Consider the following 21,374-nt stretch of genomic DNA (forward strand, 5'->3'; position numbering starts at 1 on the left):
GTGATATGATGGTTTTGTTGCTGTTTTGTAAAAATCAAATTATATGGAAGACGGGGGAACCTATGGCTCAACGATTGCTTGTCATTGAAGACGAACCGACACTAGCCCGGCTGCTGTCCTATAACTTAACGCAGGAAGGTTACGAGGTGACGGTAGAGGATCATGGAACGGCAGGATATGATCGTGCGACGAGGGAACCTTTTGACTTGATCGTATTGGATCTGATGCTGCCAGGAATGAATGGCATTGACATCCTTGATAAATTGCGTGGACAAGGTATCCGCACACCTATTATCGTATTAACTGCTAAAAATGCTGAAGAAGATGTGGTTAGAGGGCTGAAATCCGGTGCTGATGATTATATAACCAAACCTTTTGGGGTATCCGAATTGCTTGCAAGAGTGAGCGCTGTATTGCGGCGGATTTCCGGTCTTGCTGAGGAGGCTCCACAAGAGACACCTATATCTGCTTCTACGATCATTCTGGGACAACTAGAAATCTATCCTGAGCGGTATGAAGTTTCCCTAGGTGGACATAGCATTAACCTGCGACCTAAAGAGTTCGAGGTATTGTTATATTTGGCTCGTAAACCAGGGGTAGTGCTGACAAGAGATGATCTTATGAACGCTGTATGGGGCTTTGATTATATTGGTGGACAGCGCACCGTTGATGTGCACGTAAGTTCACTTCGTAAAAAGCTTGAGCTAGATCCAGAATCCGTCCATATCGATTCCATTCGAGGTGTAGGTTATAAATTAGTTGTTAACAAAAAGAGAGCTCCGGTCATTTAGCATGACTGGAGTTTTCTTCTTTATCCCGTTCATAAACAAGATTCAGGTGAGATTACACGCCGAATTGTAGGGAATACTATCACGTGGACTAATTCATCTTCACCAATTTTACATTGCGTTAACATTTCTCTCCAACTGTATTTACATTAAAAGCTTATTATGGAGAACGAAGATGATGAGAAGGAGACGTAAATACTAATGAAATCCATCATTGACATAGAGAAACTTGATCTCTACTATGAGTCATTTCACGCACTGAAGAATGTGAATCTGCAAATTCCGGAGAAACAGGTTACTGCTTTTATTGGACCTTCCGGTTGCGGAAAATCCACTCTGTTGCGCACGCTGAATCGTATGAATGATATGATTCCTGGTACACGTATTGAAGGAACTGTAAACATCGGCGGCAAAAATATTTATAGTGACGAGGTAGAGGTAGAAAGCCTGCGTAAGCAGGTGGGCATGGTATTCCAACAGCCCAATCCTTTTCCAAAGTCGATTTACGACAATGTAGCTTATGGTCCTCGCCTGCACGGCATTCGTTCAAAGAGCGAACTGGATGAGATTGTAGAGCAAAGTCTGCGTCATTCCGCGCTGTGGGAGGAAGTTAAAGATTTTCTGAAAAAATCTGCCCTTAGCTTGTCCGGCGGACAGCAGCAACGGCTGTGTATCGCCCGAGCTTTGGCAGTGCAGCCGGATATTCTGCTCATGGATGAGGCAACGTCTGCACTTGATCCTGTGTCTACGCTCAAGATAGAGGAGCTTGTACAGGAATTAAGAAGTAAGTATACAATCGTTATGGTTACTCATAACATGCATCAGGCGGCACGTGTATCTGGTCGAACCGTGTTTTTCTTGAATGGTGTAATTGTAGAGGCGGCGGATACAGAGGTGTTGTTCTCTACTCCTAAGGATTCCCGCACCGAAGATTATATTTCTGGACGTTTCGGCTGATACGGGCTACAAGGGCGCTCGTCCTTGGAAATGGCAAGCTGACCATACATTAATGAGGAGGATCGCTCTTACTATGATTCGCAGAAAAGAATTTGATAAAGATTTGGAAGAGCTGCGCAGTCTGCTGCAGCAGATGGGTGAACATGTAATAGATGCTCTTGGTGGAGCAATTGTTGCTTTACAGAATCTTGATACTGTGCGCGCTCAGGAAATCATTAAAGCAGATTTGCAGCTGAATGCCATGGAAGATAAAATCATGGAAATTGGCTCACGGCTAATTATTACACAGCAGCCTGTAGCAAAAGATTTGCGCCGCATTATCGTTGCTTTCAAAATATCTAGCGATTTGGAACGTATGGGTGACTTGGCTATTGATGTTGCGAAAGCAACTATGCGCATCCATGGACAGCAGCTGATCAAGCCGCTTGTAGACATTCCACGTATGGCGGAAATTGTGACGACCATGATTGATGAGGCTATCCAGTCTTATCTGGATGAGAACACGGATCTGGCTTATAGAATGGCACAAGATGATGATCAGGTCGATCAATTATATGGTTCGATGATCAATGAGCTATATAGTTATATGGTGGCAAAACCGGATTCTGTATCCCAAGCTATGTTATTAACGCTGGTAGGCCGTTATATTGAACGGATTGCCGATCATGCGACTAACATTGGTGAGAGTGTTGTTTATCTGGTCACAGGCAGCCGTCCGGACTTGAATCAGTAATTTGCACTTCCACAGCTTTTGTTATATCTTTAGTTAAACTAAGTAGCCGCCCTTTTAAAAGGGCGGCTACTTGTTGTATATCCTTAACATATCAGCTTATCCCACTGTTTAGGTTGGTAAAGCCGTTTCTACTTGTACAGGGCATATGGTAAGATGTAAGGAGTAAGCATGAAAAAGGCGAGGTGCACTATGGACAAGTTGATACTTATAGATGGAAACAATATTATTTACCGTGCTTTTTTTGCGATGCCCCCGCTGACGAATACAGCAGGGCAACAGACAAATGCGGTGTACGGATTTACAACGATGCTGCTTCGTTTAATCGAAGAACATAAACCGACACATATGATTGTCGCTTTCGATGCAGGGAAAGTTACTTTTCGGCATGAAGGTTATCAAGATTATAAGGGCGGCCGGCAAAAAACACCGCCGGAACTCTCCGAGCAGTTCCCTTTGTTGAAGGAATTGCTGACTAATTTAGGTGTACCGCAGTTTGAAATTGGCAATTATGAGGCTGATGATATTATTGGCACCATTTCACGCCAGGCGGATGAAGCGGGACGGCAGGTTATGATCGTGTCGGGAGACAAGGATATGTTGCAGCTGGCCTCTGAACATACGACCGTTGCTTTAATCCGCAAAGGGGTCACCGAAGTTGAGCTTTATGGGCCGGAACAAATCCGGGAGAAATATGACCTAACCCCTGAGCAGATCATTGATCTTAAAGGGCTGATGGGCGATGCAAGTGATAACATCCCGGGAGTACCCGGCGTAGGTGAGAAGACAGCTTTGAAGCTGCTGCATCAATTTGGATCAGTGGAAGGTGTCTTAGCTGGAACCGGTGAGCTAAAGGGTAAAATGAAAGAGAAACTGGAAACCCATGCGGAAGATGCGGTGATGAGTAAAAAATTAGCGACCATCTATCGTGAAGTACCGCTTGAGCATTCGTGGGAAGACATGGTCTTCAATGGAATTTCAGCGGATACAGCCGGACCAGCGCTTGCCAAGCTGGAATTTAAATCATTGTTGGAACGTTTGTCGCTTAGTGCTTATGCTCCTGTTGCCGAGGGTGAGGAGAGTGCAGCTGAAGTAGAAGCTGCGGCACTTGATATTACGATCGTAAGTGAAGAAGAACTTAAGGAGCTCAGTGAAGCCCTGGCTGATATTTCGGCGTTGCATGTGGAATCGTATGGAGATAATCCGCATCGTGCCGAGGTAATCGGAATAGGATTGTCCTCTCTGGAGCGGCATTACTATGTGCCGTTTGAATTACTGCATAAACCGGCCGCTGCGAAGCTGCGTGATTGGCTAGGAGATGAAAAGGCTCCGAAAAGTGGATATGATCTTCACCGCGCTGATTTGGCTCTACACTGGCAGGGAATTGCTTTTGCAGGTGCAGCCCATGATGTGCAGCTGGCGGCTTATTTGCTTGATCCTACGGAGGCTAATCAGAATCTAAATGATCTCACTGCTAAATACGGCTTGCCGCGGCTCTCTCCTGATGAAGAGGTATTTGGTAAAGGTGCCAAATACAAAATCCCTGAGCTTGAAGTTTTAGGAAATCACGTTGCACGAAAGAGTGCAACGGTTCTTGGAATCGCACAGAAGCAACAGCAGGAGCTGGTGGAGACCGCAATGACAGGGCTATTCGAGGATCTGGAAATGCCTTTGTCACGGATTTTGGCGGATATGGAGAAACAGGGGATTGCAGTCAATGCTGGTGATCTTAAAGAGCTTGGAAAAGAATTCGAGGCGCAAATTTCCAAATTGGTCAGTGAAATATACGAGATTTGTGGCACTGAGTTTAATTTGAACTCACCAAAGCAGCTGGGTGAAATCTTGTTTGTAAAGCTAGGTCTGCCTGTCGTCAAGAAGACGAAGACGGGTTATTCCACGGATGCCGAAGTGCTTGAGAAACTGGCGCCATACCACGATGTGGTGCGTTTGATTCTGCAATATCGCACAATTGCAAAGCTGCAATCTACCTACGTAGAGGGGCTGCTTAAAGAAATTTCCCCGAACACAGGGAAGGTGCATACATTCTATCGGCAGACAATTGCCGCTACAGGACGGCTTAGCAGCCAATTCCCGAACTTGCAAAATATCCCGATTCGTCTAGAGGAAGGACGCAAAATCCGCAAGGTATTCGTTCCGTCCGAACCGGGCTGGTCCATCTTAGCAGCCGACTATTCGCAGATCGAACTGCGTGTGCTGGCACATATTTCCGGTGATGAGCGGATGAAGGAAGCCTTTCTGCATGATATGGATATTCACACGAAGACAGCGATGGATGTGTTCGGTGTGACCGCAGAACAGGTGGACAGTAATATGCGCCGTGCCGCAAAAGCCGTTAACTTTGGGATCGTCTACGGGATCAGTGATTACGGTCTCTCGCAGAATCTGAATATTCCGCGTAAGGAAGCCGCGCAATTTATTGAACAGTATTTTGAGGTTTATCAGGGTGTGCGCCGCTATATGGACGATATTGTAGTGGAGGCACGAAAGTATGGTTATGTGACCACATTGCTCGAACGTCGCCGTTATCTGCCGGAGATTAATGCGAAGAACTTTAATCTGCGCTCTTTTGCGGAGCGGACAGCAATGAATACACCTATACAGGGAACAGCAGCGGATATAATCAAGCTGGCGATGGTGCATATGGACAAGGCGTTATTTGATCGTGGGCTTAAGAGCCGTATGCTGCTTCAAGTACACGATGAGCTTGTATTTGAGGTGCCAGAGGATGAAATGGAGCTTATGAAGACGCTTTTGCCGGAAGTAATGGGTGGAGCCCTGAAGTTATCTGTGCCGCTTAAGGCAGAGGTCAGCTTTGGAAGTAACTGGTACGAGGCGAAATAGACTCCCTTTAAGGTGTGCATATCAGCTATAATGTAGTTGAGGTGAAGACATCATGCCGGAATTACCGGAAGTAGAGACAGTCAAGAGAACACTTAATGAGTTAGTTAATGGAAAGCAGATAGAGAATGTAACCGTCCGGTTGGCGCGGATTATTCAGCGTCCGGATGATATTCAGGCTTTTGCCCACCTGCTGGCAGGTCATAGCATTGTAAAAGTTGAACGAAGAGGAAAGTTTTTGCGTATTGTGCTGGATGGTCTGGTGCTTGTGTCACATTTACGGATGGAGGGCCGTTACGGACTTTATTCAAATGATGACCCACTGGACAAGCATACACATGTGATTTTTCATTTTACGGATGGAACTGAGCTGCGTTATACGGATGTTCGCCAGTTCGGGACGATGCATCTTTTTCAGATGGGAGAAGATCTTCAGCTGCCGCCTTTAAATAAGCTGGGGCAGGAGCCGCTGGAGCCTTCTTTTACACCGGAGAGGTTTAAGCAGATCGTGTCCGGTAAAAGCACCAAAATTAAATCGCTGCTGCTTAATCAGGAATATATCGTCGGCATCGGCAATATTTATGTAGATGAGTCGTTGCACCGTGCGGGTATCCATCCTGAAGACAGCGCCAAAGCGCTCACGGACAATCAATTGGACAAGCTGCATCATGCAATTGTAAGCACGCTGGCCGAAGCGGTTAACGCCGGAGGTTCATCTGTTAAGTCATATGTTAATGGCCAAGGTGAGAGCGGTACGTATCAGCAGCAGCTATTGATTTACGGTCGTAAAGATCAGCCGTGTAGTAACTGTGGAACGATGATTGAGAAGACGGTTGTAGGCGGTCGTGGCACGCATTATTGTCCAAATTGCCAGCGTCCGACTGTTCACTGAATTTGTTGAAATAATAAGGTTGGCACCCACTACTTGTCCCGCCCATATACTGTGTGAAGAATGCTTAATAGAGAACGGAAGCTGAAACGATAAAATTTCAGTTTTCCGGTTCTTCACAGGAGGGATTGCGGGTGCTCAGCCCATTATTTTCACTGCTATTGCTAGCGTTTGCCTTGAGTTTGGATGGTTTTGGTGTAGGAATTACATATGGGCTGCGTAAAATGAAAATACCACTGCTCTCCGTTCTGATTATCTCGCTCTGTTCGGGGGTAGTTATCTGTGTATCGATGCAGGTTGGGGTTTTGCTTGCCAAGGTAGTGTCTCCGAATGCAGCTTCTATAGTTGGTGCAGTTATACTTGTGCTAATGGGATGCTGGTCGCTTGTTCAGATGCTGATGCAAAAAGAGAAAGATGCAGATGGCGGACGTAAAGCTGAAACGGTAGATAAGGGCTCATTTTCCGAGCAGGCTTGGGCAGAGGTAGCTGCTGATTCTGAAGCGGGTACAGAACCTGTTATGAATGATGAACCGTTGAAATCAGCTGTTTTTTCACTTGAGCTTCGCCGTTTGGGGATCGTAGTACAGATCTTGCGTACCCCGTCTTCTGCGGATATGGATGCCTCAGGAAGCATCTCTTCGATGGAAGCGATGATACTGGGGATTGCGCTCTCTCTGGATGCTTTTGGGGCTGGACTTGGCGCAGCGCTGCTTGGATTCAATCCGATATGGACATCACTTACAATAGCTTTGTTTAGTGGTACATTTCTATTGCTGGGTATGAAGACTGGACTTAGATTTGCCGGGAACTACTGGATGAAGCATGCTGCCGCATTACCAGCGTTATTATTAATTGCAATGGGAATACTGAAGCTATTATGAGGTGAGTACATGATTATAGGCTTAACCGGAGGAATCGCATCCGGAAAAAGCACAGTGTCTGCACTGCTTGTGAACAAGGGAGCGAGGCTGGTTGATGCCGATGTGATCGCCAGAGAAGTTATGCTTCCCGGGCATGAAGTGTTGGCGGCTGCTGCTAAGCAATTCGGAAAAGAGATCCTTTTTACGGATGGAACACTGAATAGGGCCAAATTAGGTGAAATCGTCTTTCAAGATCCTGTGGCCCTGCAAACCTTGAACAATTTGACGCATCCTGCCATCCGGCAGGAAATCAAAGACCGTATGTACAGCATGGAGCAGGAAGAGCCGAAGCGGCTTATTATTGTGGATATTCCGCTTCTTTTTGAATCAGGGCTTGAGACCCTGTTCCATGAGATTGTAGTAGTGTACGTTCCCCGTGATATGCAAATTGCTCGATTAATGGAACGTAATAGGCTCTCTTTAGAAGAAGCAGAAGCGCGATTGAATGCACAGATGGATATTGAACAGAAACGTAATAAAGCGGACTACATCATCGACAACAGTGGCGATCTTGCGTACACTGAGCAACAGGTTGCTGTTTTTTGGGACAGGCTGGGTTTATCATGAAATGGCTACGTAAAAAAAGAGTACTGCTTCTGCTATTTGTGGGTTTTACGGCAATATTGTTTCTGAGCACTAACTGGATGTCGTGGTTTTATCCCATCCATTTTAAAGATGAGATTCGCAAGCACAGCATCACTTATGAGATAGACCCGTTTCTTGTAACCGCGATTATTCGTGTAGAAACGAACTTCAAAACTGGACGAGAATCCAAAAAAGGCGCACTAGGGCTGATGCAGCTTATGCCGGATACCGCGAAGTGGGCGCTGGAAAAGGCCAAGCTTCCAAACGTATCTATGGAAGAACTCAAGCATGAGCCTTCGGCTAATATTGAACTGGGTACATGGTATCTTTCAACTTTATCCCGTCAGTTCGAAGGTAAACGTACAGCAATTATCGCAGCCTATAATGCTGGGCCCGGAAAAGTTCAACGCTGGTTGGACGAAGGGGTCTGGGATGGGACAGATGCAACCATTAAAGATATTCCCATTGGTGAAACCAGGCATTATGTACAGCGCGTTAATTATTACTATGATCAGTACACGGACATTTACAAAGAATTTTAATTTCTACCGTGTTATGTATAAAAAGAAGTATTAAACGACCTGTAGGTCGTTTAATACTTCTTCAAAAAGCTTATGTTGGTCAGGTTATTTGTATTGACCTGCCAGTTGTTGTTCTGCCAGGGTTACAAGACGTTTAGTGATGTAACCACCGATCGAACCATTTTCATAAGAAGTTTTATTGCCTTGGTAACCATCTGGGGAAAGCGTGATTCCTAGTTCTTGGGCAACTTCGTATTTAAGTTGTTCCAAGGCACCGCGGGAATTTGGAGCTACAAGGTTATTGGAGTTGTTGCTTTGGCTCATTGCTGTTCACCTCCTCTGTTGGTAACTGTATTATGTGCCGGACTTGCCATTATCATTACAAGAAAAAAACGGTGATTTCTGGAAATAATAAAAAAGCCGTTCAAAAGCCGGATTTATAACGTGCCGGGACCCATACCATTATGTAATAGGAAGTGATGAAGCTTATGAAATGCCCTTACTGCGATCACACAAATACTAAAGTGCTGGACTCGCGACCAGCGAATGAAAATAAGTCAATCCGTCGTAGGCGTGAATGTGAGCGTTGCAGCAAACGTTTCACTACTTTTGAAATGATTGAAGAAACGCCACTCATTGTAATTAAAAAAGACGGCAGCCGTGAGGAATTCAGTCGTGATAAAATACTCCGTGGTCTCATCCGTGCTTGTGAGAAACGGCCGGTTTCTGTGGAACGTCTAGAAAAGATCGTGTCCGAGGTTGAGAAATCTCTGCGCGGCATCGCCGTTGCGGAAGTGGAAAGCCAACAGATTGGTGAATTCGTGATGGAGCAGCTCTACCCAGTAGATGAAGTGGCTTACGTTCGTTTTGCGTCCGTATATCGCCAGTTCAAGGATATTAATATGTTCATGAAGGAACTCAAGGGGCTGCTATCCAAGAGTACGGGAGAATTAGAGGGATTATAGGGTTTTGTCCAGTTAGGGCGTTACAGCCAATCCTAGGGTCTGTTAGGAGTGCTTGTACTGGTTTGTTTCCTCTGAGTTTTGAGCGGGGAATTTGAGTGGAAAAATGAATTTTAAAAAAAGTGTTGACATAGAGGGCGATTTTTTATATTATATAGAAGTCGCCTACGACGCTTGAGTTTATCGGAACAACTCAATTACGACCAAACTAAAATTAAAAAATGTGTGATTACATACATCTGAAATTTCAGTTTGGGGCCATAGCTCAGCTGGGAGAGCGCATCGCTGGCAGCGATGAGGTCAGGGGTTCGATCCCCCTTGGCTCCACCAAACATCATATGGACTCTTAGCTCAGTTGGTAGAGCAGTAGACTCTTAATCTATTTGTCCAGGGTTCGAGCCCCTGAGAGTCCATCCTAAAGAAACGGCAGAAATGCCGTTTCTTTGTTGTTTGGGGAAGAGTGACTTTTTATTTGGTTTTGATCGTGGTATAGTTTGGGTAGATAAAACGTACAATGCAAAGAGAGCCGTGCGGAAACACGACTCCCAGTGCAATAGCCGCTTTTAAGGGCGGCGGCTTCGGAAGTTTAGTCAGGAAATAGACCGCATTCCTTTGCGAGAGGGCGGTCTATTTCTTTTTGAGGTAGTTGAGCAATGCAATAATGAACATGCCGAACATGAACATCAATGACAATTGCTGGCTCCAATTACAGACAATCCATATCTAAAGAAACAGCAAGATGCTGTTTCTTTTTTTGTTCCCATTTATTAATTATCATTAAATCCATTAAACTCCTGAAGCATTTGAATAAAGGTTTCAAGCTGTTGATTATCCCATTGAGCTATGCGCTCATAAAATATGAATTCCTTATCCTGCAGCGCATCAAAGGTTTTTTGTCGTCCAAGTTCAGTGAGTGTAAGAAGGATGGCTCGACGATCATTAGGAGAGTCTTCTCTTCTAACATAACCCAAATTTTCGAGTTGCTTGATGAGACGGCTGACTGAACTACGATCCATAGCCGTTGATTCTGCCAACACAGAGGCGCTTGTTGGTCCATAAGAGTACAGCCAACGGACTATATGGAAAGCAGCAGGCTGTATAGATGAATCGAAAGCGGCAGCAGTTCTGACATTTAGGGCATGCGAAGCGCTAATGAGAGCACTAATTTGTCCACCTAGCTTCAGTTCTAATTGTCCTCTCGACGTGTCTTTACGTTCGGCATTCATTGTTTTGACCACCTAACCTTGTATTTTAAAGTTGTCATACATCTATTTAGTTGACATATATCAATCATAATCATATAGTTGATATATGTCAATTATATGATTTGGACAATACGCTGTCAAAATGAAATTGCCCCTGATGAATTCCTGATATAAAGGAGAATGTAGATGATGACAAAGCCGATTATTGTAATTACTGGAGCTACAAGCGGTTTGGGACAACTCGTTGCACTTGAAATGGCAAAGCAGGGTGCTCATCTTGTTCTGACTGCAAGGAGTAAAACCCGTTCGGAAGTAACTGAAAAAATGATAAAGGAGAGCGTACCAGCAGCCGAAATTAGTTTTTTCTACGGAGATTTATCTTCAATGAGGGATGTCACTAGGTTAGGACAAGAAATATCTAGTGTTTTTCCGAAGATAGACGTGTTAATAAATAACGCAGGGCTTCATGGGTTTGAACAGCGGATAACTGCCGATGGATTCTCAGAAATGATGGCTGTGAACTATTTTGCACCATGGTTATTGACGCAAACCTTAGAACGTTCTTTGAGAGCAGCAGGAAATGCAAAAATTATAAATGTTGCTTCGGAAGCTTCACGCCGGCATGGAGTACTAAAGTTGCCAGGAGATTTGCTCAATACAGCTTCCTTTACTTACAGGGGATCATCTGAGATTTATGGGAAAACCAAACTGTTAAACATTATGTTTAACAGTGAGCTTGCACGCCGCTGGGCGGGAACGGGAATCAGTGTTCGTGCATTGAATCCGGGTTTTAACGTTACGGGTCTCGGGCGTGAACTTTGGTTTTCTTCGATGCTTAAGCACTTATTGAATTTCTTTCGTATTGGCGATCCTCGTAAAGGAGCGGAGATCATTATTCGTTTAATGAGCGATCCTAAGTATCAAGAGAGCAGTGGGGGATATTTTAACGTTGGGACAGGCAATCCCATTGTACCCGTCCAACCGGGAGGAGATAGGGTAATGGAAAATAAATTATGGAACGATACACGAGACATTTTGCAGCAGAAAGGTTTCTTTGGAAACTGATTTAATTAGTGAAACTAACCTCATGTCCGTTCGAATCACCCATTCATGATCCTGCGGACTGTATAGCTCTTATTTTCTTTATTTAGTGAAATTAGTCGAGTGATCGGACCGTAGCGCACTTATTTCCTCTCCAGTAGCAGTATTTTGTTTTGAAAAGACTAAATAAGTGCGTAGGAGTCCGATAGCTTGGGAAAATGCCCCATAATGAGAAAATAAGAGCACCTCGGTCCGTTGTATCTCAACATTCCGCCAGTCCGACATTTTATAGTACTACGATCAGAAATAGACCGATCCCTTGTGAGAGAGGGCGGTCTATTTTACCGTTCCCGTTAGTTACCGTATTCCTTCAAAAGCGTACCTCACCAACTGCTGCACATAAGCATCGTCTATCGGTTGGCCGGTCACCAGCAAGCGGTAGAATATCGGCCCGTAAATAAGATCGGTAACAACTTCAATATCGAGAGTATCCTTCAATTCCCCGCGCTGAACACCTCGTTCCATAAGCAGCCGTGCCTCAAGCCGGCGAGGCTGGAAATATCGGGTCCGATAAGCTTCCGCCAAGCCTGAATCCATCTGTCCTTCGCCAATGATCTCCGTAATGATTTTACCCTCTCGACTAATCAGGAACCGGGATAAGTTCGTTGCATGCATGAGAATATCATCGAATACTGAACCTGTGTCAGGTACGGGCAGTCTGTCCGCAGCGGAGGATAGGAATCCATCCATCACCACGGCAGCCTTGTTAGGCCACCATTTATATATCGTAGCTTTGCTGACCTTGGCACGATCCGCTATTTTTTCCACCGTAACTGCTCCAAAACCATTTTCCAATAACAAATCATAGGAAGCAGAAAGAATAGACTTCTCCGTCTCAACATTACGCGGACGTCCTCGTTTACTCTCCATCTGAAATCACCCTTTCGTTAATCTGTCTCCAATCAAAATATAAACTATACGTTCAGTATACTAAAAAAATCTGGGAAAATAAATGACCATCGCCTATTTACAAAACGATACGTTCAGTATATTATTTAAACATGAATTAGTGAACTGAACGTATAGTATTTAAATTATTATGACCATCTGAGGAGGATTCACATGCAAAAAGAACAAGCGGCGAAAGAGAACCACATTTCAAGTTGGATGATGTTTATGTTAGCAGCGGCATGCGGGCTTATCGTGGCCAATCTTTATTATGCTCAAACCCTTGTCGGACCTATCAGTGTCTCGACAGGACTTTCTTCTACAGCCGCAGGCTTGATCGTCACTTTAACTCAAATCGGTTATGTTGTAGGTTTGTTATTTATCGTGCCGCTGAGTGACATTGTTGAGAATCGGCGTCTCACGATAATCACGTTAATGGTTGCAGTGGGTGCATTGCTGGTTGCAGCCTTCGCAGCTAATGCGCCTTTGTTCCTGACAGCATCTTTGTTTATAGGAACCGGTTCTGTGGTAGCTCAAATCCTGGTGCCTTATGCCACCTATTTAGCGTCTGAAGAGCAGCGTGGGCGTGTGGTTGGTAATGTTATGAGTGGACTTTTACTTGGTATTATGTTTGCCCGGCCCGTGGCAAGCTTTATCACCAGCATCTGGGGATGGCAAGCCGTGTTTATTTTTTCAGCGGTCGTTATCACGTTGTTAGCCATTCTTCTGTCGCGATTTCTTCCTCAACGTAAACCTGCACCTTCGGTAAGCTATGGTAAATTAATTGTCTCTTTAGGCACCCTTTTAAAACAAACGCCTATATTGCGGCGACGTGCCTTATATCAAGCTTGTTTATTTGGAGCTTTTAGTCTCTTTTGGACGGTGGTTCCGTTGCGGTTGGCGGATGATTTTGGAATGTCGCAGCAAGGTATCGCTTGGTTTGCTTTAGTAGGTGTTGGTGGGGCTGTAGCCGCGCCGATTGCTGGAAGACTGGCAGATAAAGGTTGGAGCAAATGGTTAACCGGACTGGCCATGATCATAGCCACCTTGTCTTTTTTACTAATTCATCTTTTCCATAGCCACTCAACTTTTGCTCTCGTTCTGCTCTTTATTTCCGCGATTACATTGGATATGGCCGTATCTGGAAATCTTGTACTCGGACAGCGTGTGATTTATTCATTGGGAAGTGAAGCGAGGGGACGTCTTAATGGGATCTTTATGGCGATTTTCTTCGTGGGTGGAGCCGTTGGATCATCTTTGGGTGGTTGGGCTTATGCCTATGGGGGATGGACCTTCGCTTCACTCATCGGAGTGATCCTGCCGCTATTGGCTTTGGTTTACTTTTTCACTGAAAAAAGATCAACTAAAGCTGTTGAATAAAGCCTTGCTTTAAGTGTGGGGGTTGGGTTTACGGCAGAATAGACCGCTACCTTTGGTTAGGGCGGTCTATTTCTTTTTGAGGTAATAACGCTTGATAAACGTTAGTTATGCTCCGCTAACTGCACCTCAAACCCGTCCGGGTCCAGGATATAAAAGAACCGCAGGTGGGGATTGGGTGCGATTGGTCCGCGCGCTACTGGGATACCTTGGCTTTTTAAACTCTCCATCGCTTCATCAAGTGACTCCACTTCGAAACCCACAGAAACGCCACATTCCGGCTTCAAAGCCGGGTCACTTCCCTGAATAAGCTCGATCTTGGGTTGCCCTTCCAGACCTAACATGACGATCTGTTTTCCACTGCTCTCAAATCTACGCTCAATGGGTAGACCCAGTATCCGGTTATAAAAATGAAGGGAAGCCTCCAGATCGCGGACCCGAAGCGTAATCCAATTCATACTCAATTTCATGGTTTTATAGTCTCCTCTGATGAATATTCTATTTCGTATATTATACGCTATCGTCTTGCCCGGAAACAGGGAGAATGGGAATCAAGAACGTTTAATGAGGATAAAAGCCCGCAAAATCAGCTGTGCAACCAGTGGTTGACAGTATGTAAGGGGAGATAGGTAGTCAATTACAGAACGTTATAATATGATGAGCATGAGGTGATGGCGAATGGACTTTGCAAATAAATTGCAAAGCTATAGGAAACAGAGAGGAATGTCCCAGGAGAACTTGGCGGAGGTGATTGGTGTTTCGCGGCAAGCCGTGTCTAAGTGGGAATCAGGTCAATCCTATCCCGAAATGGATAAGATGATTAGTTTAAGTGAATTATTTCACGTAAGTTTGGATCATCTGGTGAAGGATGCTTCAAGCGATACCAAAGCAGAGCATGTCGCAAGCCCCGTATATGTAGATCTGAATTCCTTATTTCATTATGAGTACAAAAGTAAGAGAACATGCTTTGGAATTCCTCTGGTTCATATCCATATCGGACGGGGGCTATACGTTGCCAAAGGGGTTATTGCCATAGGTAATGTTGCGATTGGTGCGGTATCCATTGGTATTGTTGCTTTGGGCGGATTATGTTTAGGTGCGCTTGCTTTAGGACTCATCAGTTTTGCAGGTCTGGCTCTAGGGCTTTTGTTAGCCGTTGGGGGCATTGCGGCGGGTACAATGGCCGTTGGTGGAATAGCATTGGGGATATTTGCTGTTGGAGGTTTAGCTGTAGGTATGTTCTCCTTGGGTGGTCTCTCTATCGCTTCCCATATTGCAATGGGTGGATATGCAAGCGGGCATATAGCTATAGGGGATACCGTAAAAGGTGCTTATACCTTTATTACTCAAGATAATAATTTCAACGATATCAAGGGGGAGGAGGTAAGAAAGTTAATTCAGCAAGAATATCCACATCTTTGGAAGCCCATTGTGCAGGGAATTATTTCAATCTTCAAATAGCTGATTAATTTGCGGAAATTTCTTTACGGTTGTTTCATATGGATATAATTTGGGTAATAAACGATTGGCGTTTGTCATATATTGATCCGGCAAAAATACTTGTTGCTCAGCAACAAGTATTTTGATTTTGTGTTGGATATTTGTGAAAATATAAAACCTGATATTAGATTTTTTGCTGAAAACCGAAATTTTTACAGAGGAGTATTTATTTGAAAAGCATTCATAAGCGCTTATTATTCTTGCTGCTTGTGTTTATAATTCTACCGTATTTTTTATCCGTGTTGTTGATCTATCGGCAGACGAAAGAGAATGTGGAACGACATGAACTTGAGAACAGCCAAGAGCAAATTCAGCAGGCGTCAGCCGATCTAGAGCAATATTTTGATGAAATCATTAATCTTCCATATATTTTATACCGAAATCCAGACTTATTCAGGGTGTTTGAAGAAGGGTTAGAAGAAGATTTTTATTACAAGCAGCTTGAAATTAATAAGGGTATGACTAACTTCTATCTCATGAGGAGTGAAATTCGTCAGATCCGTTTATTCATAAATGAAGGGAAAAGCTCATTTACAGTTTATAATGCCATGTTAAGTTCCCGTAAAAGGAATCCGGATTTATTACAGCAAGCTTCCATTCAGAAGCTGATGAGCTCTAATAGCAATGATCTTATTGAAGCTCCGCATCCGATTGAGAACTATAACGATACCTCCATTATGCCTCCTTCGGATAAAACGATGGTCTTGACGGTTCATCACAAAATTGTGGATGTCCTAACACAGGAATTTCTGGGCGTCATCACTATAGATATTGATTTGGACAAGATTGCTCATATCGCTAATCATTTTCTACAGAAAAATAAAGAGAGCGTATGGCTTTCCGATGCGGAGAATCATGTCATTTACGCAAGTGATGAAACATGGATAGGCAAAACCGTTCCCGATGAACTGCAAAGGAAAATAAGTCCGATACAGGCAGATACTAAATCTCCAGAAGGAGATATTGTGTTTACTAGAACATTGCAGGAACCGATAAAAGCGTGGCATTTTGCTAAGGTAACCCCGAGCTCTTTTTTATTTGAAGATGTAAGGAAAACCGCCTATACAAACATCATCGTAGGTGTGGTTGTAGGTGGACTGGGCTTGATAATGATAACAATCATTTCTTATGGATTTACACGGCCGATAAAACTGCTTAGTCAAAAAGTCCAGCGTATCGAGGGGAGGAATATGAATGCCCCATTCGACGATATGCGGGAGGACGAAATCGGTATTCTAGAAAGACATATCAAGGAGATGATGAATCGGATCAACCGTCATATTGACCGGGAGTATAAGCTTGAGATAGAGAACAGGAAAAATCAGCATAGGGCGCTAAAGTCGCAAATCAATCCGCACTTTTTATTTAATTCTTTACAATCCATTGCTGCTGTTGCCCTACTCTCTGAATCTCCAAAAGTATATCAACTGATTACCTCTTTATCCAAAATGATGCGGTACTCGATTCGTGTGGATCAGAAGGCGACGGTTCAAAGCGAAGTGGATTATGTCCAGGCTTATTTGAATCTTCAAGCGGAACGTTTTCAGACTGATTTTAGCTATTCCATTGATGTACCTAAAGATATTCTTGATATTCCGGTTCCTAGTATGATCTTGCAGCCGCTCGTTGAGAACTTTTTTAAGCACTGTTATGACGAGGGCTATGAACAAGCTTACATCCATATTTATGGTGAAATACAAGGTGAATATTTGAATCTAGTCGTAGAAAATAACGGAAACAGCGTGACGGATGATGAACTTGAGGCATTAAAAAATAATCTCTACACATCGGTTAACGAAGGCAATTCTTCTTTTGCACATATCGGGTTAAAAAACATTCATGATCGCTTGGTTCTTCATTTCGATCAGACAGCGGGAATCAAACTAGATTCGATGCAGGGACAAGGGTTCACTGTACGGCTAGTAATTCCACTCTACCTAAAGGAGAAGTAACGTTTATGAAAGCTCTTATTGTAGATGATGAGTCTAATGTTAGAAAAATCATCCGTTTTTTGGGACGGTGGGAACAATACGGGATTACCGAAGTGCTGGAAGCCAGAAATGGTCTCGAGGTTAAGGCGTTGATTGAGCAGAAATCTCCAGAAATCATAATGACAGATGTCAAAATGCCCAAAAATAGCGGGATGGAGTTAATCGAGTGGTTGGCTGCTAAAGACTATCCGGGAAAAGTGATTATGATTTCAGGGTTTGACGATTATTGTTTCATGCGTAAAGCGTTTAAGCTGGGATGCTTTGATTATTTGATGAAGCCAATTGAAGAGAAAATGCTGAATGAAACTTTAGAAGGGGCGTTGAGAGCCTGGGAACAAGAAGAGGGAGAACGTCGCAATATGGAGTCCGGATTTTATGAAGAGGTAAAAATGTTTCGCTTAAACAGGGAGATTACTGCTGCTTGTAAGGGTGAAGCTTTTGATGCAGGCGAAATTGCCTCGGCTCTCCCACAGGCAGAAGTATACGACTTCACCATGATGTATTTTTACCAATCTCATTATTCGGAGCCATACATTCAGCTTTTGACCGAAGAGCTGGCTACACGGGAGTGGGGAAATGCATTTACGCTTCAAAATGATCCTAATGTCTGTGTGATTCTGTCCCTTCATGGACAGCTTTTCCCGATAGAGGAATGGATTACCCAGCATTTTGATATACCTGTTCGTTTGGTTAGTGGCCCCTCCATCCAATCACTCGCAGAGATATCGTTATCTTTTCAATCTGTACAAAGGTCTATGGCTGAACAAAATTTTAGAGCAATCCATCGTTTGGCGGATTTAGATGATGTTAGGCGTATGAATGATATTGTCGCATTTGTTGATGAGCATTATATGGAAGAGCTAAGTTTGGACAAATTATCCACCCGTTTTTTTCTGAGCCGAGAACATATCTCGCGGAGATTTAAGCAAGAAGTAGGGATGACTCTTACTAATTACGTCATTCATTTACGAATAAATCAAGCGAAACAGTGGTTACTAGAATCGGATGAAAAGATGTACTCGATTGCCTTAAAGCTAGGGTATCAAGATGAGATTTATTTCTCTAAGCTGTTCAAAAAAAACGTCGGTATGACGCCTGCTGAATATCGTAATTCACAGGGAGCAAGAGAAATAGACGCGGAAGTCAGGATAGCCAATACATAAGTTCATTGTTGAATGCATCTGGGGGAATTATGAAAATAAAAAGGGTTCAAATGATTATCGTGGGGTTGATTACGCTAACGCTTTCTTCATGTGGTGCGCATACACGTCCACTGAAGGAAGCGGATTTGAAGGTAGCGGATAAGGCAGTCACTTTGGAGGTACTGAATCCTAAAGTGGAAATCTCTATAGAATTCGAGCAGATGGTTAAGGAATATGAAAAGGAAAACCCGAATATTAACGTAGAAATTCTAACCTTTGGCGGGGGAGCTAACTACCTTGATGAGCTAAAGGCGAGGTTTGCGGCCAATGTTGGTCCGGATATTTTTCCAAATGGCGGTTATGAAGAAGCGAAGGCATGGAGTAGATATCTTGAGGATTTATCAGATCAACCTTGGGTGGAACAGGCTTATGACGAGGCGCTAGAACCGATGAAGATGGACGGGAAAATATACGGGATGCCGATCAATTTTGAAGGCTACGGTTTTATTTATAATAAGGATTTATTCGCAAAGGCTGGGATTACTCCTCTCCCAACAACGTTTACGGAATTAAAAGAGGCGGCGAAAAAGCTGAAGGCTATAGGTGTGACTCCTTTTTCTGTTGGGTATTCCGATCATTGGTTTTTTGTACTCCTGTTGAATATTGCTATTGCACAACAGGAGGACCCGGATGCTTTTATTCAAGGGTTAAACAACGGAACACAATCTTTTCGAGAGAATAAGGAAGTTAAAGATGTCATTCGGATGCTGGATTTGACCGTACAATATGGTAACGAAAATTTTTTGACAACAGATTATAATTCGGAAGTTGAGTTATTTGCAACAGGGAGAACGGCGATTCTAAAACAAGGGAATTGGGTTCAGTCTAAAATTGATCAAATATCGCCGAATATGAATATCGGTTTTTTACCCATGCCTATTAATGATAGTGCCGAAAACAATGCGTTGCCAGTAGGGGTATCTAATAATTGGGCTGTTAATAAAGAATCTTCGCCAGAAAAGAAGAAGGAAGCCAAAAAGTTTTTGAACTGGATGGTTTCCTCGGAAACAGGGAAAAAGTTCATGAAGGATCGCTTTCATTTTATTTCAGCTTTTAAAAATATAGAGACGGACCGTTCGGGAGCGCTTGTAAAAGATCTTATGCGATACGTCGATGAACAGAAAACTTTATCTTGGAATTGGTTCAAATTCCCTCCCAGAGCAAGAGAGGAGTTTGGCTATCTTATGCAAGCTTATGTAGGAGAGCAAATTAATCGGGATCAATTGCTTCAAGAGCTTCAAAAATCGTGGGATACCCATGTGAAGTAATAAAACCAAATCAATATAACCCTGTAAATGCATCAATTTACGACATACTCATAACGTCTACTCTTCATTAGAATTTAAAAGGGGAACAGCACAAAGGAAGATCGAAACCCAAATTTAAAGTATAAGAGGAGTTAGATGATGAATTTCAAGAAAATGATTAAACAAACAACAATCCTAACCTTTACAGCTGCTTTAATGTTAGGTGGAGCTACTCAAACCTTTGCGAAAGGAAATAACAAGCCGAACAAGCCGGAGTACAATGACTATGGTTTCTCTCATATCACTCGCGCTGACATGTTAAAATTACCCAAACAACAAAATAGTAAACAATTCCAAGTCCCAAAATTTGATGCTTCAACGATTGAGAACATTCCTGCAGCCATTAAGTTCGATGAGAATGGAAACAAAATTGAAATGGATGTTTGGGATACTTGGCCGCTGCAAAATGCAGATGGAACTGTAGCCAGTTATAAGGGGTATCAAATTGTTTTTGGTCTGGCGGGCGACCCTAATAATGGATCAGACACATTTATTTATTTGTTCTATAAGAAAGAAGGAGACAACTCTATCAGCAGCTGGAAGAATGCCGGCAGAGTGTTTAAGGATAGTGACAAACTTGTTCCTGATGATTATGTTTTAAACAATCAAGCCGAAGAATGGTCCGGTTCAGCAACCATGACATCTGATGGCAAAGTTCGCTTGTTTTACACTAATCGTCATCCTTGGGATCCAGATCGCGGATTTTACGGGAAACAAACTTTAACTACAGCTCAAATTAATGTCTCTGCCCCGGATGGGGATACCCTTAAGATTGATGGCGTAGAAGATATGAAATCCATCTATGACGGTAATCAAGGTGAAATTTATCAAAGTGTTGATATCACCGGTTTTAGCAAAGGCGATTACGACGATAATCATACCTTAAGAGATCCTCACTATGTGGAGGATAAAGGCCACAAGTATCTTGTATTTGAAGCAAATACAGGGACAACTACGGGTTACCAGGGTGAAGACTCTCTCTTTAACAAAGCTTATTATGGTAATAGCAATGCCTTCTTCCAAGCGGAGAAAAAGAAATTACTTAGCAGTGCTGACAAAACATCTGCGGAAACCGCGAATGGTGCGCTCGGTATCATTGAATTAAATAATGATTATACATTCAAAAAAGAAATGAAGCCGCTACTTGCCTCCAACACCGTGACAGATGAAATTGAACGTGCGAACATATTTAAATTGAATGGCAAGTGGTATCTGTTCACAAGCTCAAGAGGTTCTAAAATGTTCATTGATGGCATTGATGATGAAGACATCTATATGCTCGGGTACGTATCTAATTCTTTAACCGGACCGTATAAACCATTAAATGGTACAGGACTTGTCCTCCATCAAGATCTTAATCCTTATGATATTACCTGGACTTATGCTCACTTTGCGATTCCGCAAGCGAAAGGGAATAATGTAGTCATCACAAGTTACATGACGAATAGAGGTTACTTTGGGGATCATCATTCCACTTTTGCCCCAAGCTTTGTGCTGAATATTAAAGGCTCCAAGACTTCAGTTGTACCGAACAGCATTTTGGAACAAGGGCAATTGACGCTTAAAGGTAACAAACCGTATTAATCATTTAC

General features: G+C 43.3%; 21 protein-coding genes and 2 tRNA genes. 18 read left to right on the forward strand and 5 right to left on the reverse strand.

The window, feature by feature from the left end; genetic code table 11:
• Nucleotides 1–62 precede the first annotated feature (62 nt).
• From MKY14_RS00385 to MKY14_RS00420, 8 genes are all read left to right on the forward strand, one after another.
• Nucleotides 63–791, forward strand: a complete 729-nt coding sequence (locus tag MKY14_RS00385) for a response regulator transcription factor (protein WP_036678951.1) — start codon at nucleotides 63–65, stop codon at nucleotides 789–791.
• Nucleotides 792–989: 198 nt separating this feature from the next.
• Nucleotides 990–1,745: a phosphate ABC transporter ATP-binding protein PstB gene (gene pstB, locus MKY14_RS00390; RefSeq protein WP_036678954.1), complete on the forward strand. Its 756-nt coding sequence runs from the start codon at nucleotides 990–992 to the stop codon at nucleotides 1,743–1,745.
• Between the two features lie 73 nt (nucleotides 1,746–1,818).
• Nucleotides 1,819–2,478 (forward strand): phosphate signaling complex protein PhoU, encoded by a 660-nt coding sequence (gene phoU / locus MKY14_RS00395; protein WP_036678957.1) that lies wholly within the window; start codon nucleotides 1,819–1,821, stop codon nucleotides 2,476–2,478.
• A gap of 189 nt (nucleotides 2,479–2,667) precedes the next feature.
• Entirely contained in the window at nucleotides 2,668–5,337 is a 2,670-nt protein-coding gene (polA, locus tag MKY14_RS00400; RefSeq protein ID WP_076191179.1) for a DNA polymerase I, read from the forward strand.
• Nucleotides 5,338–5,389: 52 nt separating this feature from the next.
• Entirely contained in the window at nucleotides 5,390–6,226 is an 837-nt protein-coding gene (mutM, locus tag MKY14_RS00405) for a DNA-formamidopyrimidine glycosylase (RefSeq protein ID WP_076305960.1), read from the forward strand.
• 131 nt (nucleotides 6,227–6,357) lie between these two features.
• Nucleotides 6,358–7,104: a manganese efflux pump gene (locus MKY14_RS00410; RefSeq protein ID WP_076124925.1), complete on the forward strand. Its 747-nt coding sequence runs from the start codon at nucleotides 6,358–6,360 to the stop codon at nucleotides 7,102–7,104.
• A gap of 9 nt (nucleotides 7,105–7,113) precedes the next feature.
• Nucleotides 7,114–7,710, forward strand: coding sequence for a dephospho-CoA kinase (gene coaE / locus MKY14_RS00415; RefSeq protein WP_076124927.1), 597 nt, complete (start codon nucleotides 7,114–7,116; stop codon nucleotides 7,708–7,710).
• Complete coding sequence (locus tag MKY14_RS00420) at nucleotides 7,707–8,270, forward strand: lytic transglycosylase domain-containing protein (RefSeq protein ID WP_076124928.1); 564 nt, start codon at nucleotides 7,707–7,709, stop codon at nucleotides 8,268–8,270. The genes coaE and MKY14_RS00420 overlap by 4 nt, the downstream gene beginning before the upstream one ends.
• Before the next feature lie 84 nt (nucleotides 8,271–8,354).
• On the opposite strand, the gene MKY14_RS00425 is transcribed toward MKY14_RS00420, so the two are convergent.
• On the reverse strand, nucleotides 8,355–8,573 hold the full coding sequence (locus MKY14_RS00425; RefSeq protein ID WP_036678974.1) for an alpha/beta-type small acid-soluble spore protein: 219 nt from the start codon (nucleotides 8,571–8,573) through the stop codon (nucleotides 8,355–8,357).
• A gap of 164 nt (nucleotides 8,574–8,737) precedes the next feature.
• On the opposite strand from MKY14_RS00425, the gene nrdR reads away from it, so the two are divergent.
• From nrdR to MKY14_RS00440, 3 genes are all read left to right on the forward strand, one after another.
• Nucleotides 8,738–9,214, forward strand: coding sequence for a transcriptional regulator NrdR (gene nrdR / locus MKY14_RS00430; RefSeq protein WP_036678976.1), 477 nt, complete (start codon nucleotides 8,738–8,740; stop codon nucleotides 9,212–9,214).
• 251 nt (nucleotides 9,215–9,465) lie between these two features.
• A tRNA-Ala gene (locus MKY14_RS00435) sits at nucleotides 9,466–9,541 on the forward strand.
• Between the two features lie 10 nt (nucleotides 9,542–9,551).
• Nucleotides 9,552–9,624, forward strand: a tRNA-Lys gene (locus MKY14_RS00440).
• 214 nt (nucleotides 9,625–9,838) lie between these two features.
• Here the strand turns inward: MKY14_RS00440 and MKY14_RS30745 are convergent.
• Both MKY14_RS30745 and MKY14_RS00445 read right to left on the reverse strand, forming a co-directional pair.
• Nucleotides 9,839–9,904, reverse strand: a complete 66-nt coding sequence (locus tag MKY14_RS30745; protein WP_367946865.1) for a putative holin-like toxin — start codon at nucleotides 9,902–9,904, stop codon at nucleotides 9,839–9,841.
• Nucleotides 9,905–9,978: 74 nt separating this feature from the next.
• The gene (locus MKY14_RS00445) at nucleotides 9,979–10,437 is read right to left on the reverse strand and encodes a MarR family winged helix-turn-helix transcriptional regulator (RefSeq protein WP_076220140.1); all 459 of its coding nucleotides are present in this window, start codon (nucleotides 10,435–10,437) and stop codon (nucleotides 9,979–9,981) included.
• 165 nt (nucleotides 10,438–10,602) lie between these two features.
• Between MKY14_RS00445 and MKY14_RS00450 the strand changes: the two genes are divergently transcribed.
• Nucleotides 10,603–11,481, forward strand: a complete 879-nt coding sequence (locus tag MKY14_RS00450; RefSeq protein WP_076305959.1) for an SDR family NAD(P)-dependent oxidoreductase — start codon at nucleotides 10,603–10,605, stop codon at nucleotides 11,479–11,481.
• A 333-nt stretch (nucleotides 11,482–11,814) separates the two neighbouring features.
• Here the strand turns inward: MKY14_RS00450 and MKY14_RS00455 are convergent, their stop codons facing one another.
• A complete protein-coding gene (locus MKY14_RS00455) occupies nucleotides 11,815–12,387 on the reverse strand; it encodes a TetR/AcrR family transcriptional regulator (protein ID WP_076276409.1) in 573 nt (190 codons plus the stop codon).
• A gap of 192 nt (nucleotides 12,388–12,579) precedes the next feature.
• On the opposite strand from MKY14_RS00455, the gene MKY14_RS00460 reads away from it, so the two are divergent.
• The gene (locus MKY14_RS00460) at nucleotides 12,580–13,785 is read left to right on the forward strand and encodes an MFS transporter (RefSeq protein ID WP_340393866.1); all 1,206 of its coding nucleotides are present in this window, start codon (nucleotides 12,580–12,582) and stop codon (nucleotides 13,783–13,785) included.
• A gap of 101 nt (nucleotides 13,786–13,886) precedes the next feature.
• Here the strand turns inward: MKY14_RS00460 and MKY14_RS00465 are convergent, their stop codons facing one another.
• Entirely contained in the window at nucleotides 13,887–14,252 is a 366-nt protein-coding gene (locus MKY14_RS00465) for a VOC family protein (protein ID WP_051491055.1), read from the reverse strand.
• Nucleotides 14,253–14,460: 208 nt separating this feature from the next.
• Here MKY14_RS00465 and MKY14_RS00470 point away from each other — a divergent pair, with 208 nt between their 5' ends.
• The 5 genes from MKY14_RS00470 to MKY14_RS00490 all read left to right on the forward strand — a co-directional run bounded on the left by MKY14_RS00470 (nucleotide 14,461) and on the right by MKY14_RS00490 (nucleotide 21,366).
• Complete coding sequence (locus MKY14_RS00470; RefSeq protein WP_036679206.1) at nucleotides 14,461–15,243, forward strand: helix-turn-helix domain-containing protein; 783 nt, start codon at nucleotides 14,461–14,463, stop codon at nucleotides 15,241–15,243.
• A gap of 209 nt (nucleotides 15,244–15,452) precedes the next feature.
• The gene (locus MKY14_RS00475) at nucleotides 15,453–17,234 is read left to right on the forward strand and encodes a cache domain-containing sensor histidine kinase (protein ID WP_340975473.1); all 1,782 of its coding nucleotides are present in this window, start codon (nucleotides 15,453–15,455) and stop codon (nucleotides 17,232–17,234) included.
• Nucleotides 17,235–17,239: 5 nt separating this feature from the next.
• Entirely contained in the window at nucleotides 17,240–18,436 is a 1,197-nt protein-coding gene (locus MKY14_RS00480; RefSeq protein ID WP_340975477.1) for a response regulator transcription factor, read from the forward strand.
• Between the two features lie 29 nt (nucleotides 18,437–18,465).
• A complete protein-coding gene (locus tag MKY14_RS00485; RefSeq protein WP_076308264.1) occupies nucleotides 18,466–19,743 on the forward strand; it encodes an ABC transporter substrate-binding protein in 1,278 nt (425 codons plus the stop codon).
• A gap of 138 nt (nucleotides 19,744–19,881) precedes the next feature.
• Nucleotides 19,882–21,366 (forward strand): glycoside hydrolase family 68 protein, encoded by a 1,485-nt coding sequence (locus MKY14_RS00490; RefSeq protein ID WP_076219908.1) that lies wholly within the window; start codon nucleotides 19,882–19,884, stop codon nucleotides 21,364–21,366.
• The last annotated feature ends 8 nt before the right edge of the window (nucleotides 21,367–21,374 follow it).

The organism is Paenibacillus sp. FSL R5-0887 (assembly GCF_038002305.1).
In the GTDB taxonomy this organism is placed as follows: domain Bacteria; phylum Bacillota; class Bacilli; order Paenibacillales; family Paenibacillaceae; genus Paenibacillus_AQ; species Paenibacillus_AQ odorifer.

Bases quoted from the DNA above. Each gene is read 5' to 3' on its own strand.
- pstB (WP_036678954.1), top strand. From the start codon at position 990: ATGAAATCCATCATTGACATAGAGAAACTTGATCTCTACTATGAGTCA.
- coaE (WP_076124927.1), top strand. From the start codon at position 7,114: ATGATTATAGGCTTAACCGGAGGAATCGCATCCGGAAAAAGCACAGTG.
- MKY14_RS00465 (WP_051491055.1), bottom strand. From the start codon at position 14,252: ATGAAATTGAGTATGAATTGGATTACGCTTCGGGTCCGCGATCTGGAG.
- MKY14_RS00480 (WP_340975477.1), top strand. From the start codon at position 17,240: ATGAAAGCTCTTATTGTAGATGATGAGTCTAATGTTAGAAAAATCATC.
- MKY14_RS00450 (WP_076305959.1), top strand. From the start codon at position 10,603: ATGATGACAAAGCCGATTATTGTAATTACTGGAGCTACAAGCGGTTTG.
- MKY14_RS00455 (WP_076276409.1), bottom strand. From the start codon at position 12,387: ATGGAGAGTAAACGAGGACGTCCGCGTAATGTTGAGACGGAGAAGTCT.
- MKY14_RS00420 (WP_076124928.1), top strand. From the start codon at position 7,707: ATGAAATGGCTACGTAAAAAAAGAGTACTGCTTCTGCTATTTGTGGGT.
- MKY14_RS00445 (WP_076220140.1), bottom strand. From the start codon at position 10,437: ATGAATGCCGAACGTAAAGACACGTCGAGAGGACAATTAGAACTGAAG.
- nrdR (WP_036678976.1), top strand. From the start codon at position 8,738: ATGAAATGCCCTTACTGCGATCACACAAATACTAAAGTGCTGGACTCG.
- MKY14_RS00425 (WP_036678974.1), bottom strand. From the start codon at position 8,573: ATGAGCCAAAGCAACAACTCCAATAACCTTGTAGCTCCAAATTCCCGC.
- MKY14_RS00470 (WP_036679206.1), top strand. From the start codon at position 14,461: ATGGACTTTGCAAATAAATTGCAAAGCTATAGGAAACAGAGAGGAATG.
- MKY14_RS00385 (WP_036678951.1), top strand. From the start codon at position 63: ATGGCTCAACGATTGCTTGTCATTGAAGACGAACCGACACTAGCCCGG.
- MKY14_RS00485 (WP_076308264.1), top strand. From the start codon at position 18,466: ATGAAAATAAAAAGGGTTCAAATGATTATCGTGGGGTTGATTACGCTA.
- polA (WP_076191179.1), top strand. From the start codon at position 2,668: ATGGACAAGTTGATACTTATAGATGGAAACAATATTATTTACCGTGCT.
- MKY14_RS00490 (WP_076219908.1), top strand. From the start codon at position 19,882: ATGAATTTCAAGAAAATGATTAAACAAACAACAATCCTAACCTTTACA.
- MKY14_RS00460 (WP_340393866.1), top strand. From the start codon at position 12,580: ATGCAAAAAGAACAAGCGGCGAAAGAGAACCACATTTCAAGTTGGATG.
- mutM (WP_076305960.1), top strand. From the start codon at position 5,390: ATGCCGGAATTACCGGAAGTAGAGACAGTCAAGAGAACACTTAATGAG.
- phoU (WP_036678957.1), top strand. From the start codon at position 1,819: ATGATTCGCAGAAAAGAATTTGATAAAGATTTGGAAGAGCTGCGCAGT.